This window comes from Pantoea sp. B550, assembly GCF_024158165.1.
GTDB classification, from domain to species: Bacteria; Pseudomonadota; Gammaproteobacteria; order Enterobacterales; family Enterobacteriaceae; genus Pantoea; species Pantoea alfalfae.
Genome location: NZ_JAMYXI010000003.1, coordinates 3,720,281 through 3,734,383, shown reverse-complemented (window position 1 = coordinate 3,734,383; position 14,103 = coordinate 3,720,281). Strand labels below are relative to the sequence as shown.

The 14,103-nt window shown below is 57.3% G+C and carries 10 protein-coding genes; 6 read left to right on the top strand and 4 right to left on the bottom strand.

Features of this window, described 5'->3' with window-relative positions; genetic code table 11:
• Nucleotides 1–33 precede the first annotated feature (33 nt).
• Nucleotides 34–897: a glucose 1-dehydrogenase gene (locus NIM72_RS20520; RefSeq protein ID WP_253421779.1), complete on the top strand. Its 864-nt coding sequence runs from the start codon at nt 34–36 to the stop codon at nt 895–897.
• Here NIM72_RS20520 and NIM72_RS20515 read toward each other — a convergent pair.
• A complete protein-coding gene (locus NIM72_RS20515) occupies nt 890–1,900 on the bottom strand; it encodes a UV damage endonuclease UvsE (RefSeq protein WP_253421776.1) in 1,011 nt (336 codons plus the stop codon). The genes NIM72_RS20520 and NIM72_RS20515 overlap by 8 nt on opposite strands.
• Nucleotides 1,901–2,001: 101 nt before the next feature.
• On the opposite strand from NIM72_RS20515, the gene NIM72_RS20510 reads away from it, so the two are divergent.
• Nucleotides 2,002–2,367: an MmcQ/YjbR family DNA-binding protein gene (locus NIM72_RS20510; RefSeq protein WP_150012898.1), complete on the top strand. Its 366-nt coding sequence runs from the start codon at nt 2,002–2,004 to the stop codon at nt 2,365–2,367.
• 65 nt (nt 2,368–2,432) lie between these two features.
• On the opposite strand, the gene zinT is transcribed toward NIM72_RS20510, so the two are convergent.
• Nucleotides 2,433–3,083, bottom strand: coding sequence for a metal-binding protein ZinT (zinT, locus tag NIM72_RS20505; RefSeq protein ID WP_222924090.1), 651 nt, complete (start codon nt 3,081–3,083; stop codon nt 2,433–2,435).
• 386 nt (nt 3,084–3,469) lie between these two features.
• Here zinT and katE point away from each other — a divergent pair, with 386 nt between their 5' ends.
• Nucleotides 3,470–5,734 carry a catalase HPII gene (gene katE, locus NIM72_RS20500; RefSeq protein WP_253421774.1) on the top strand — a complete coding sequence of 755 codons (2,265 nt, stop codon included), beginning with the start codon at nt 3,470–3,472 and terminating at the stop codon, nt 5,732–5,734.
• A 97-nt stretch (nt 5,735–5,831) separates the two neighbouring features.
• Here katE and NIM72_RS20495 read toward each other — a convergent pair whose 3' ends face one another.
• Nucleotides 5,832–7,490: a methyl-accepting chemotaxis protein gene (locus NIM72_RS20495; protein WP_253421762.1), complete on the bottom strand. Its 1,659-nt coding sequence runs from the start codon at nt 7,488–7,490 to the stop codon at nt 5,832–5,834.
• Between the two features lie 224 nt (nt 7,491–7,714).
• Here NIM72_RS20495 and NIM72_RS20490 point away from each other — a divergent pair, with 224 nt between their 5' ends.
• On the top strand, nt 7,715–8,971 hold the full coding sequence (locus tag NIM72_RS20490; protein ID WP_161732516.1) for a mechanosensitive ion channel family protein: 1,257 nt from the start codon (nt 7,715–7,717) through the stop codon (nt 8,969–8,971).
• A gap of 58 nt (nt 8,972–9,029) precedes the next feature.
• On the opposite strand, the gene NIM72_RS20485 is transcribed toward NIM72_RS20490, so the two are convergent.
• Nucleotides 9,030–9,326, bottom strand: a complete 297-nt coding sequence (locus NIM72_RS20485) for a hypothetical protein (RefSeq protein WP_161732518.1) — start codon at nt 9,324–9,326, stop codon at nt 9,030–9,032.
• Nucleotides 9,327–9,754: 428 nt separating this feature from the next.
• Between NIM72_RS20485 and treZ the strand changes: the two genes are divergently transcribed.
• Both treZ and treY read left to right on the top strand, forming a co-directional pair.
• Complete coding sequence (treZ, locus tag NIM72_RS20480) at nt 9,755–11,539, top strand: malto-oligosyltrehalose trehalohydrolase (RefSeq protein ID WP_222924093.1); 1,785 nt, start codon at nt 9,755–9,757, stop codon at nt 11,537–11,539.
• Nucleotides 11,536–14,064, top strand: a complete 2,529-nt coding sequence (gene treY, locus NIM72_RS20475) for a malto-oligosyltrehalose synthase (protein ID WP_253421760.1) — start codon at nt 11,536–11,538, stop codon at nt 14,062–14,064. Before treZ ends, treY begins: the two co-directional genes overlap by 4 nt.
• The last annotated feature ends 39 nt before the right edge of the window (nt 14,065–14,103 follow it).

Below are 14,103 nucleotides of genomic sequence, written 5' to 3'. Positions count from 1 at the left end.
ACAGGTTTTTCCATTTTTTACGGAGGAGAAGTCATGTCATCCACTCAGCGTCCACAACCCCCATTCACAGAGCAGCAGCAGACGTGGCCTGGCAGCACCGCCGCGATGCAGCCACAGCCCGATCATGGTGAAGAGAGTTATCAGGGTTCAGGCCGTCTGGCGGGTAAAAAAGCGATTATTACCGGCGGCGATTCCGGCATTGGCCGGGCCGTGGCGATTGCTTTTGCCCGGGAAGGTGCTGACGTGCTGATCTCTTATCTTGATGAGCATGAGGATGCGCAGGATACCGCCCGACTGGTTGAGGCCGCCGGTCAGAAAGCCGTCCTGGTGCCCGGCGACATTACCGATGCGTCACACTGCAACGCGCTGGTTGATAAAGCCGTTGAAGCCTTTGGTGAGATTAACATTGTGGTGAATAACGCGGCGTATCAGATGACGCGCGGCTCGCTGGATGCGATCAGCGACGACGAGTTTGATCGGACGATGAAGACTAACCTGTACGCGATGTTTTACATCACTAAAGCGGCCACAAAACATATGCCTGCAGGCGGGTCGATCATTAATACGGCTTCGATCAATGCTGACCAGCCGAAACCGAAACTGCTCGCCTACTCCGCCACCAAAGCCGCCATCGTTAACTTCTCCGGTGGCCTGGCCGCCTTGCTGGCGGAAAAAGGCATCCGAGCCAATGCGGTTGCGCCCGGCCCCATCTGGACACCGCTGATCCCGTCGACCATGCCGGTTGAACAGGTGAAGACCTTTGGCAGTGAAGTGCCGCTGCAGCGTGCCGGTCAGCCTGCTGAGCTGGCGCCAACCTATGTGATGCTGGCCAGTGATGAAGCCAGCTACATTTCCGGTGCGACCATCGCCGTCACAGGCGGCGTGGCGATTATTTAACGTTTGCCGATTCCCTGGTCGCTTCGACCAGGGGATTCTCTATCAGCTTCTGCGTTATTCCCCACTGATAAAGCGGCTCCCGCGCCAGATTCTTCATTTTCACTTCGCACATGATGTCGAAAGCGTGGAACGACAGCGCCCAGCCATTCAGCGTCGGATTGAAAAAGAAGTCGGAGTGCGCCCGCAGTTTGCTTTTGCTCACGCCCAGTTGCTGCTGATCGGGCCAGCCCGCCTGCGGAATAATCCCCTCCTGCGAAATCGAATAGTGCAGCACCGGCCGTACGCCGCGCCATGAGTCGATTACTCTGGCAACGCGCGCATCATCCGGCTGAATAAACTCACTCTCTTTTACCCAGTGATGGTGGATATCCAGCACGACCGGACAGAGGGGTGCCGCCTGCAGCACATCATCCAGCGAGCAGGAAATCTCATCATTCTCCACCGTCAGCATCAGTCGCGCTTCCGGGCTGAGCTGATTAAATGAGTGTTTAAAGCCGTCGAATCCCGCCTTACCATTCATATGAATGTTGATTTTAAAATCCTGGAAGGTTTTGCCGTAGCCCATCAGACAGGCGCAGAGCGTGTGATACTCCACATCTTCCAGGGCTCGCACCACGACATCGGGATTATCGGAAGCCAGCACGGTATATTGGCCCGGATGGAATGAGAGCCGGATATCATGCGCCCGCGCCAGCTCACCACAGCGGGCAAACAGCGGGTAGAGTTCAGGCAGGAATTCCGCAAACAGCGGCGTCGCTTCGGGCACCGTATAAAGCGGCAGCAGATCGCTGCCGATACGCATCATTCGCAGCGGCGCGGGTAACATGGCCAGATGCTCAAGCGTCAGGTAGAGATTATTGAGATTGGTAACGGTGATCTCATGAACCAGCTGGTGACGTTCAGCGTGCGGTAAACTCAGAAATCGTTTACGGGTAGTCGCGCGAAACGGGAAAAACTGTTTGCCGTCGCTATTGAGATACTTACATGCAAAGCCTAATTTCATGACTGCTCCTGATTGATGCTTATCAGAAGTGTAACAGGCCTCTGGCGACCAGCCAGTCGCGGGCCACAGAGGCAGAGTGAATAATGACAGGGAGAGAGACTATGCAGGGTCACGCGATCCAGCGTATCGCTATCGACGCAGCTGAACGGCTGCCCGCCGCCGAATCGGGCTATCCGTTCGGGCCGGAACATCAGGTTTTTAAAGTGTGTGGGAAAGTGTTTTTACTGCTGACCGAACTGCGGGGCGTGCCGATTATCACCCTGAAATGCGAACCGCAACAGGCGGAGCTGCACCGGGTGATCTATCCCTCGATTACCGCCGGTTACCATATGAATAAGCGCCACTGGATTACGGTTTATCCCGGCGACGGCCTGTCGCCAGGCCTGATTCAGCAGCTGGTTGAGGAGTCATATCAGCGGGTGGTGCGCGGCATCCCTGCCTCACGCCGCCCGGTGTGGGTGGGATAAAGGCGGCGAAAGGTAATAATGAAAACCCGCCCTGACCAGCACGCCATCAGCCCCCGCCCCGGCACTCAGTGGTGCAGCATCTCATCCAGCACCTGTGCGTTCGACATCTGGTAAGGGTAATAGGTTGGCCAGTTGTCCATCTCCGCCAGCAGGGCCTGCTGAGAGGCGTTACCCATAAAGATATGGAAATGGGCGGACTTACGCGGCCCGATGGTGTGATCGCTGAACTGCACATATTTCGGGGCGGTGCTGCTGGCGTCCTGACACTCGAACAGATAGCGCACCCCTTTCTTCCCGGACGTGTAGGTCAGGATTTTGTGCCCTGAATAGTGATAGTGGCAGGCGCTGATCTTATCGCCGACATGGAACTCCATCACGCCATTTTCGATGCCAATGGTATCGACGTCGGTGGCGTAGCCTTTGCGATAATAGGCCTTGTACTGTTCTGCCGTTTTACTGTTGTCCTGCTGGGCTTTCTTCTGCCAGACCGGGTCCAGCTCGCCACTTTTCAGCAGCGGATAGACCGACTGCCAGATTCCGTCCCAGTCAGAGAGCGGACGATCTTTTACATCGCTGTCAGCGAAGATGCCTTCAGCCGCCTTCTGCTCCATCGCTGACAGCGGTTTTCCATGGGCATGCGTACCATGTGCCAGCGCCTGCTGACTAATTAACAGCGTGCCTGCGATTCCTATCCATTTACCTGCATGATTTTTCAAAGCCCGATCCCCGATTCATGTAACAGGATGAAATGTTATGATATAACATTTCACAATTCAACCTAAATCTGCCTGTCGCCCTATTAATTTTTTTAATGATCAGAGTCATCTTCTGGTGCATAGCCTTCTCCTGTCGCAGAGCAATCTGACGGGGTTGTAAAGCGCGTTGCCAGCACAGCAGGCGCGAGCTGGCAGGCCGCTAAGCCAGACGGCACAAGGTGTAAATAAGCGAAGCGATAATCAGCAGTCAGCGATAAGCCCGGTTTTGCTGTCGGATGAAAAAGGCGCTGTCACTACAGTTAAATGGCCGAATTAACCTCAGCATTGTTCAGGTTGTTCTATATTTAGTGTCGCCGAACGTAAAATAACAGCTGGAGCATGAATTAATGTCGAAAGAAACTGAGAAGAAACCCCTGAGCGAACGCGCACCGACCACCGGCCCGGAATCATCAGAGCCGGGTCTGGGATCGCTGGCACCGAAAGATGGTTCGCATCAGCCCCCAGCCGAACCGACCCCGCCAGGCAAGCAGCCTACCGCCCCAGGCAGCCTGAAAGCACCACAGACGCACAACGCCAAACTTGACCAGCTTGAAGCCAGCCGTAAAAACGGCACCGACCGCGCCCTTACAACCAACCAGGGCACACGCATCGCCAACGATCAAAACTCACTGCGTGCCGGTTCGCGCGGTCCGACGCTGCTGGAAGACTTTATTATGCGTGAGAAGATCACGCACTTTGACCATGAGCGTATCCCGGAGCGCATCGTGCACGCCCGTGGCTCTGCCGCACATGGCTATTTTCAGCCTTACCGCTCCCTGAAAGATCTGACCAAAGCGCAGTTCCTCAGCGATCCCGAGCAGACCACGCCGGTTTTCGTGCGTTTCTCTACGGTTCAGGGCGGTGCCGGATCGGCTGATACCGTGCGTGATATTCGCGGTTTCGCCGCCAAGTTCTACACCGAAGAGGGTGTCTTTGACCTGGTCGGCAACAACACGCCGGTATTCTTCATTCAGGATGCGCACAAATTCCCTGACTTTGTGCATGCCGTGAAGCCAGAGCCACACAACGAAATCCCGCAGGGCCAGAGTGCCCATGATACCTTCTGGGATTATGTCTCTCTGCAGCCGGAAACCATGCATAACGTCATCTGGGCGATGTCTGACCGCGGCATTCCGCGCAGCTATCGCACCATGGAAGGCTTCGGTATCCACACCTTCCGCCTGATTAACGCCGAAGGCAAAGCGACCTTTGTCCGTTTCCACTGGAAGCCGGTGGCGGGTAAAGCCTCGCTGTTGTGGGACGAGTCGCAGAAACTGACCGGTCGCGATCCCGATTTCCATCGCCGCGATCTGTGGGAAGCGATTGAAGCGGGTGATTTCCCGGAATATGAGCTGGGCCTGCAGCTGATCCCGGAAGAAGATGAGTTCAAATTCGACTTCGATATTCTGGATGCCACCAAGCTGATCCCGGAAGCACTGGTGCCGGTGGAAATTGTCGGCAAGATGGTGCTGAACCGCAACCCGGACAACTTCTTTGCCGAAACCGAGCAGGTGGCGTTCCACCCTGGCCATATCGTGCCGGGTCTGGATTTCTCCAACGATCCGCTGCTGCAGGGTCGCCTCTTCTCCTATACCGACACGCAGATCAGTCGTCTGGGCGGACCGAACTTCCATGAGATCCCGATCAACCGACCGACCTGCCCGTACCATAACTTCCAGCGTCAGGGCATGCATCGTCAGGATATCGACACCAATCCGGCAAACTACGAGCCGAACTCAATCAACGACAACTGGCCGCGCGAAACCCCACCTGCTGCAACAGGCGGCGGCTTCGAAAGCTATCAGGAGCGGGTTGAGGGCCACAAAGTGCGCGAGCGCAGCCCGTCATTCGGCGAATATTATTCCCAGCCGCGCCTGTTCTGGAACAGCCAGACTGAAGTCGAGCAGCAGCACATCATCGGTGCTTACTCGTTTGAGCTGAGTAAAGTGGCGCGCGCCTATATTCGTGAGCGTGTGGTCGATCATCTGGCACGCATTGATACCAGACTGGCGCAGGGCGTGGCGGATAACCTCGGACTTGCCCTGACTGATGAGCAGCTCAATCTCCAGCCACCGGCTGCGGTGAACGGCCTGACCAAAGATGACAGCCTGAGCCTTTACGCTATCCCGGATGGTGAGATTAAAGGTCGTCAGGTGGCGCTGCTGCTGAGCGATGGTGTAAAAGCCGCTGATGTGCTGGCGATTTTGCAGGCGCTGAAAGCGGAAGGTGTGCATGCCAAACTGCTGGCGCCGCATATGGGTCAGGTGCGCGCGGATGACGGCTCTGTGTTGCCGGTTGATGCCACCTTTGCCGGCCTGCCTTCTCTGACCTTTGATGCGGTCATCGTACCGGATGGCAATATCGATGCCCTGCTGTTAAGCGGCGATGCCCGTTATTTCCTGCTGGAAGCCTACAAGCACCTTAAGGTGATTGGTCTGGTGGGTAACGCGCGTCGCTTTAAAGCGCAGTTCGGTCTGGAAGATGCCGATCAGGAAGAAGGTATTGTGCAGGGCGACTCGGCGGAGAGCGCACTGATGTCAGAGTTCACGCAGGCGATGAAAGCGCACCGCGTCTGGTCCCGTAGCCAGAAGGCACAGTCCGTTCCGGCCTGATGCGTTGAGTGAATAAAAACCGCCTCCAGGGGCGGTTTTTTTATGCTGAAAACCGGAGCACTGTCGCATGTGCGGTGATCCGTCAGACGTTCCATTATCAGAAGGTCTGCCAGTTCTCATTATCCATCACAGCGACAGGCTGACGTTTTGGCACAACAATCGCCTTCGCTACCGGTGCGGCAGAGAACGCCGTATGCAGCGTGCCGGTTTTAAATACCGATACCGTTTTACGCAGGTAGCTCGCCTGCTCCTCCAGCGAGGCGGCAGCACTGGCTGACTCCTCCACCAGCGCGGCGTTCTGCTGCGTCACGCCATCCATCTCAGAAACCGCAATGCAGACCTGCTCAATGCCACGGGTCTGTTCCGTCGAGGAGGCGGCGATCTCTTCGATCAGCTGCGTCACACGGCTCACCGACTTCACGATGCTCTCCATCGCGGTGCCCGCCTGCGCAGCATGGCCGGCACCGGTTTTGATGCGCTCAGCTGAGCGGTCGATCAGTCCGCGAATTTCCTGCGCGGCGCTGGCGCTGCGTCCGGCCAGCGAGCGCACTTCACCCGCTACCACTGCAAATCCACGACCCTGCTCACCGGCACGCGCGGCTTCAACCGCAGCGTTCAGCGCCAGAATATTGGTCTGGAAGGCGATACTGTCGATAATGGCGATAATACCGGCGATCTGATTCGAGCTTTCGCTGATCTGATCCATGTTGGCGATCACCCGGGCAACGGTCTCACCGCCCTGCAGAGCCGTAGCTGATGCCTCTTTCGACACCGTGGTCGCCTGCTGCGCATTGTCTGCGTTGAGTTTCACCGTCGAGGTAAGCTGCTCCATGCTGGCGGCAGTCTGTTCCAGCGCGGCTGCCTGCTGTTCGGTACGCGAGGAGAGATCGGTGCTGCCGGCGGAAATCTCCGCTGCACCCGTGAAGATCGAGCGGGTGGCGTCATCGACCGAGGTAATGGTGACCACCAGCGCATCGCGCATCTGCTGCAGCTCCTGAATCAGCTGGCCCATCTCGTTGCGGCCCTCGTGCTGAATATCAGAGGTTAAATCACCGGCCGAGATAGCGCGCATATGCGCGGTCAGCCTGGCCAGCGGGTTAATCAGCAGCTTCTGCAGTCCCATCCAGACTGCCACACCAATCACAGCCGTAATCAGGCCGATAGTCAGCAGCGCCCAGAGCGCGTCGGTCAGGTTGCGCTGGTTGTGCAGAGAGGTATCTTTCATGAGCTGGATGTTCACCGCACGCCAGGCTTCATAGGCCGTGTCGAGCTGGTCCTGCGCCGCCTGTGCTTCGAGATTGCCATACGCCGGGTAGTTGCCCTGCTTCAGAAAGGTAATGGAGGCCAGCATGGTGTCACGCATCTGCTGATAGGCAGTCTGAACCTGCGTTGACTGGGCTTCGCCCTGTCCTGCTTTACGCGGCATCGCCTGCCACGCTTTAAAGTCTGCATCCGCTTTTTCCGCTGACTGACCTGCCTGTGTTAGCAGCGCAGCCATCGCCGCAAGGGATTTTGGGTCCTGCTGATTTTTCAGGAAGCGGATCGCCACGCGGTTGATGGTGACGCGGGTTTTTATCAGGGTTTTTACGGCATCACTCAGGTGCTGCTGCTGCAGCGTCAACTGCTCGGCCGCCACAAAGTTTTTGTCGGCTTTGGATACGCCGTTGTAGAACAGAAATCCGGTCAGGGTCAGTAACGTAATAAAGACGGCAAGCACCGCCAGAATACCGTGAGTTATTTTAAGATTTTTAAGCATGTCCGCAGACTCATATCAGAGAAGATAAAGCTGTTATCGGCCAGCGAGGCATTTATCTGAGCACAGTCGCTGAGAAGCTTGCTCTCCGCAACACGCCGGATGCAGCCAGCCCGTCGTACTGCACTGAAAAAAGGGGGCGACGGGGCCTGAACGCATTCCGCGCTTAACAAGCAACCCCATGCTGTGGTTGAATTCGCCCCTTACATTTTTCGCACGTGGTTAACATGCATTACATTCAGAGTCTGATGAGTTTTATTGAGGGAAACCGGGTGCTGTCGATCGGCTTCAGCCTGCTGCTGCTGATTATGGCCGGGATGGTCACTCACCTGATCTGCAAATTTTTCATCGTCAAAGTGATCAGGAAGGTCTTTTTCAGCGGTCATAAAAAAGACGTTCCGCTGGATAAAGATGTCCGCCTCTCTCAGAAGCTGTCAAATTTTGTGCCGGTGATTGTGGTCTACAATTTCCTGCAATTTATGCCGGGCCTGCCTGAAAACCTGAAAGTGGCGATTCAGACCATCTGCGGCATCCTGTTTTTTGTCTATCTCTCGATCTTCTTCAACGAAGTGCTGGAGATTGTTAACAACTCTTACTCACGCAAATCGAAGCGCAAGAATCACTCGATCAAGGGCTATATCCAGATTGGCAAAATCCTGGTGCATATTATTGCCGCGATCATGATTCTGGCGATTATGTCCAACAAGTCGCCCGCGATTATCATCTCCTCGCTGGGTGCGGTCGCCGCGGTGCTGATGCTGATCTTCCAGCATACGCTGCTGTCGCTGGTGGCGAATATCCAGCTCTCCTCCAACGATGTCCTGCAACTGGGTGACTGGATTGAGATGCCGGACAGAAATATCAGCGGCGAGGTGATCGATATTGCGCTGCATACCATCACCATCCGCAACTGGGATAACACCATTTCGCGCATTCCGACCAAGAACTTCCTGACCGAAACCTATACCAACTGGCAGGCGATGTTCTCCTCGGGCGCACGCCGCATCATGCGCAGCTTTTATCTTGATCAGAAATCGATCACTTTTGTAAATCAGGAGATGCTGCAGGCGATGAGCCAGATCCGCATCGCCAGCGAATCAATTACTGAGCTGCTGGATGGACGGGATATCAGCGCCGTTGGCGACCGCTGGTTTATGGAGAACGGCATCACTAACCTGATGGTGTTCCGTAAATTCCTGACCGCCTGGCTGGCGCAGCGTGATGATATTAAGAAAGAGATGTATATCGTGGTACGGCCACTGAAACCGTCGCCGGATGGGTTGCCGGTGGAGATCTACTGCTTCACCTCATCCATTTTCTGGGCCGATTATGAAAATACCCAGGCGGCGATTTTTGAGTATATTTTTGCCATGGCCCGCCACTTTGAGCTACAGATTTACCAGCATCCGGCAGGGTCTGATTTCGCCCGTCTGGCGCAGCCGCGTCCCGTCAGCGGGGATGCAGAGCCAAACGGCATGCCGTAACCGGTGACCTGCTGGGGCAGTCCCGCACCGCCACAGCAGCTCACTGAGGCTCAGGTCATTAACTCTTACTCAGTGCATAGTTCAGCACTTTGTCATTTTTCATCTGCACGGTCAGCGTCTGCCCCTCGGTGGTGTTCAGCGTGCGCGCCTCGCTGTAGGTCCACTTCAGCAACCGCTGACCGTCCGGATAAGGCGTCTCACTGTCAGGCTGACCAAACAGCGCGATCAACTGGGCTTTAGTCGTCTGACCGGCATGAATTTGCTGCAGATTACGGCTGTCCAGCCGGTGCCCGACCCGGTTAGAACAGGCGGAAATCAGTAGCAGCAGCGTGACTAACAGAACGCGTTTCCTCACGTAATATCCTTTTGATATGTTCAGTGTCGCAGGTCCTCCCGCGTGACCGGCGCGATCGCGCTTAAGCTTATAGCGAATCCGCGCCATCCGGCAGGGTTTTCTGAACCTGCCTTCCATGATTTCCCCCTGTCAGAGGCCGATTCCAGGCAATTAACGCAAATTAATGCGCCTGAACCGCCTGCCGCCCTGCGACTGCAACATCTTAGTCTATGATTACTCTCTGTATGCCGCGTGGAAGCGGTCTCACTTTTCCCTTCCCGACGCACCACGCTGAATACCAGTCCAGCTTCCTGGCTGAAGAGGCGCGCCAGCCCACCTGGCATCCGGGTCTCACTGATAGCTTTACGATTTTTTGACGCTTGCGTCATCGACATCCTATTCGCGCGATGGTCACCATCGCGTAATTCCAGGCTAAATGAGGCAACTGAATGGAATCCAAATCTTTTTCTAAAAGTTGGGGCGCTGAACGGGTTGCCAGTGACGAGGTGCGTTTCCGCCTCTGGGCAACCGGTCAGCAACGCGTGACGCTGCGTCTCGCCGGTCAAGACATTGAGATGACACCGCAGGCTGACGGCTGGTTTGAAGCCCAGGTCGCCGGTGTGGCGGCGAATGCCGAATATGATTTTGTGCTGGCAGATGGCACGGCAGTGCCCGATCCCGCCGCCCGCGCCCAGAAAGCGGAGGTCAACGGTCCCTCACTGGTGATCGATCCTGACGCGTATCAGTGGCAGAACATGGGCTGGAAGGGTCGTCCATGGACAGAGTCAGTGGTCTATGAACTGCACATCGGCACCTTTACCCAGGAAGGCACCTTCCGGGCGGCGATTGAGAAACTGCCAGTGCTGGCTGAGACCGGCATCACCATGATTGAAGTGCTGCCGGTGTCGCAGTTTGGCGGTAATCGCGGCTGGGGCTACGATGGCGTGCTGCTCTATGCACCGCATGCCGCCTACGGATCACCCGATGATTTCAAAGCTTTTATCGATGCGGCGCACGGTCACGGCCTGTCGGTGGTGCTGGATATCGTGCTGAACCACTTCGGCCCGGAGGGCAACTATCTTCCGCTGCTCGCGCCAGACTTCTTCCATAAAGAGCGGCAGACGCCGTGGGGCGCCGGTATCGCCTATGACGTTGATGCAGTACGCCGCTATATCGTGGAAGCACCGCTCTACTGGCTGCAGGAGTTTAATCTGGATGGCCTGCGCTTTGATGCCATCGATCAGATTGATGACCCGAGCGAAAAGCATGTGCTGGTTGAGATTGCCGAGCGCATCCGCGCCACCATTACCGATCGCCCCATTCATCTCACCACGGAAGATTGCCGCAACGTCACTTTCCTGCATCCGCGCGACGAAAACGGAGACGCTCCGCTGTTTACCGGCGAATGGAACGATGACTTCCACAACGCCGTACATGTGCTGGCAACCGGTGAAACTCACGCCTATTACCAGGATTTCGCTGACCAGCCGGCGCAGCGGGTGGCGCGGGCGCTGGCAGAAGGCTTTGTCTATCAGGGCGAAATCTCAAAGCAGTCGGGTGAGCCGCGCGGCGTGAAGAGCAGCAGTCAGCCGCCGGTCGCCTTTGTCGACTTCATCCAGAACCATGACCAGACGGGCAACCGTGCGCAGGGCGAAAGGCTGGTCTCGCTGGCGGGTGCAGAGCGGACGCAGGTGCTGCTGGCCATGCTGCTGGTCTCGCCACACATTCCGCTGCTGTTTATGGGCGAAGAGTATGGCGAAACCCGACCGTTCCTGTTCTTCACCGATTTCCACGGCGATCTGGCTAAAGCGGTGCGTGAAGGTCGCGCCCGCGAGTTTGAAGGCCATGCCGGTCACGGCGAAACCGTGCCGGATCCTAACGATATCACCACCTTTGAACAGTCGAAACTCGACTGGCCGCGTACAGAAACGCCTGAAGGTCAGCAGTGGCTGGCGCTGACGCGTCATCTGCTGGCGCTGCGTCAGGAACATATTGTGCCGCTGCTACAGACCGCTGGTGGTGATGCCGGGCAGATAGTGAAAACAGCAGACGATTTCCTGGCGGTGCGCTGGGACTTCCCGCTGGGCACGCTATCACTGGCGCTGAACGTTGGCGACAGCACGCAGCCAATCCCGGATTTGCCGGGTGAAACGCTGTTTGCCTGGCCGCAGACCGCAACCGAACTGATTCCCAACGCTATCGTGGTGCGTCTGGCTAAGAGAGAAGCAGAATGACTATTCCAACCGCAACGTACCGCATCCAGTTCCGCAATGGCATGACCTTTGACCGTGCGGCGGCGCTGGTGCCCTACCTGAAACAGCTGGGCATCAGCCATCTTTATGCCTCGCCGATCTTCAGCGCTACCGCTGAATCAACCCACGGCTATGACGTGACCGACGTTAACCAGATTGAGCCGTCGATTGGCGGCCGGGAAGGTTTTGACCGCATGGTGGCCGCGCTGAAAGCGGCCGGGCTGGAACTGATCCTCGACATCGTGCCTAACCATATGGCCGCCTCGCTGGAGAACCCGTGGTGGCGCGACGTCATTGAGCATGGCCAACAGAGTCGCTATGCCACTTATTTCGATATCGACTGGTCACGCCGCCTGACGCTGCCGTTCCTCGGTGACACGTTTGAGGCGGTGCTGGAAAACGGTGATATCAGCGTGCAGCGCGATCCGCAGACCGGTAAACCGGCGCTGGCCTACTTTGACAATTTCTATCCGCTGAAACCTGAGACCTGGCAGGATCGTGAAGAGGCGGTACTCGCCCTGCGCGATGCCGCAGAGATCGCCGAGCTGCACGACCAGCAGCCGTGGCGACTGATGTCATGGCGCGACGCACCCAACGATCTCTCCTACCGCCGCTTCTTTGAAGTGACCGGTCTGGTCGGCGTGCGCGTGGAAGACAAGGCTGTCTTTGATGCCGCTCATCAGCTGATCCTCGAACTGGTCCACAGCGGCGCGGTGCAGGGATTGCGCGTCGACCACGTGGATGGTCTGGCCGATCCGCGCGGCTATCTGGAGCAGTTACGCCAGGCTGCCGGTCCCGACTGCTATCTCACCGTGGAAAAAATTCTTGGTGACAATGAACAGTTGCCGGACGAGTGGCCGGTCTCCGGCACCACCGGTTATGAGTTTATGGCTGCACTCGCTAATCTGCTGGTCGACAGCGATCGCCTGAGCGGACTGCGTAAAGCCTATCAGGCCGTGATTGGCAAAACCGTCGACATGAAAGCGGAGCTGCGTGCCGCTAAGCTGCTGATGGCCAACCGCAACTTTGCTGGCGAATTTAACCGCTTACTGCAACTGGCACTGAAGATTGCTGAGGCAGAAGGCACGACTCAGCCGGAAGCAGAGCTGAAAAATGCCCTGCGTGAGCTGCTGGTCGCGTTCCCGGTTTACCGCACCTATGGCACGCCGGAAGGCCTGACGCCAGCCGATACCGCGCTGCTGGACCAGGTGGTCAGCCAGGTCAAAGCCAGCGAAGACGCGCCCGACACACAGGCGCTCGACTTCCTGACCCGCATTCTGCGTGCAGAGGTGGGCAACGCGGCTCGTGACGATGCCACGCAGTTCCGCACCCGCTTCCAGCAGCTGACTGGTCCGCTGATGGCGAAATCCGTCGAGGACACCCTCTTCTTCCGCCAGCATATGGCGCTGGCGCTGAATGAAGTCGGCGCTGAGCCGCTGGCGCGCCACTTCTCGCTGGATCAATTCCATGCGGAAATGCAGGCGCGGCGCGAACATCAACCCGATGCGCTGTCGGGCACCTCAACGCACGACACCAAGCGCGGTGAAGATGCCCGTGCGCGGCTCTATACCCTGACCGAAGCGCCACAGCGCTGGGCGGCGTGCGTGAGCCGCTGGCGGGAGATGAACAGGGATCACGTCGTACGCCTGAAAGATGGCCCGGCACCGGAACCGGCGGTTGAGTGGATGCTGTATGAAGCGCTGGCCGGCGTCTGGCCGACCACCCTGCAGCCGCAGGATGCGGAAGGTCTGGCGGCGCTGGAAGCCCGCTTTGTGGTCTATGTTGAGAAAGCGATGCGTGAAGCCAAACTGCGCACCGACTGGGCCGACAATAACGATGACTATGAAGAGGCGGTGCTGAGCTATGCCCGTCATCTGCTTGCGCCCGGCAACAGCACCTTCCTGACTGATTTCTGTCAGTCGCTGCAACCCTTTATGCGCGCCGGACTGGTCAACAGCCTTACCCAGACCGTTGTAAAACTGACCGCACCTGGCGTACCCGATATTTATCAGGGCAGCGAGGCGCTGGACTTCAGCCTGGTTGATCCCGATAACCGCCGCGAACCCGACTTTGATGCGCTGGCGGCGATGCTTAACGCGCCACAGCACGATGACAGTGAGACGCACTGGCTGCGCGGTCAGGTCAATCAGCAGGCGATTGTAAAGCTGTTAACGCTGCGTCAGCAGCAGCCTGCGCTGTTCCGCCACGGTGACTACCTGCCGCTGTCCGCGGAGGGCGCGCAGCAGGATAACGTGCTCGCCTTTGCCCGCACCCATGAGGATCAGGCGGTCATCGTGATTGTCTCACGCCGGGTTTTTAACGCATTGCCGGAGAATCTCGATCAGCCGTCTGAGGCGCGCTGGGCTGATACGCATATCGCCCTGCCCGCGGCACTCGGTCAGCGCGGCTATCAGGATGTGCTGAGCGGTAAAACCCTCAATGCAGGCGACCCGCTGCCGCTTACCGCACTGGCGTCACAGTGGTGCGCCGTGCTGGTGGCACAGTGAAGTCAGAAAGAATTTGTTTATTACGCGTCAATCTGTTCA

Coding starts and splice junctions, on each gene's coding strand:
- katE (WP_253421774.1), top strand. CDS start 3,470: ATGTCGAAAGAAACTGAGAAGAAACCCCTGAGCGAACGCGCACCGACC.
- treZ (WP_222924093.1), top strand. CDS start 9,755: ATGGAATCCAAATCTTTTTCTAAAAGTTGGGGCGCTGAACGGGTTGCC.
- NIM72_RS20495 (WP_253421762.1), bottom strand. CDS start 7,490: ATGCTTAAAAATCTTAAAATAACTCACGGTATTCTGGCGGTGCTTGCC.
- treY (WP_253421760.1), top strand. CDS start 11,536: ATGACTATTCCAACCGCAACGTACCGCATCCAGTTCCGCAATGGCATG.
- NIM72_RS20520 (WP_253421779.1), top strand. CDS start 34: ATGTCATCCACTCAGCGTCCACAACCCCCATTCACAGAGCAGCAGCAG.
- NIM72_RS20490 (WP_161732516.1), top strand. CDS start 7,715: ATGCATTACATTCAGAGTCTGATGAGTTTTATTGAGGGAAACCGGGTG.
- NIM72_RS20510 (WP_150012898.1), top strand. CDS start 2,002: ATGCAGGGTCACGCGATCCAGCGTATCGCTATCGACGCAGCTGAACGG.
- NIM72_RS20515 (WP_253421776.1), bottom strand. CDS start 1,900: ATGAAATTAGGCTTTGCATGTAAGTATCTCAATAGCGACGGCAAACAG.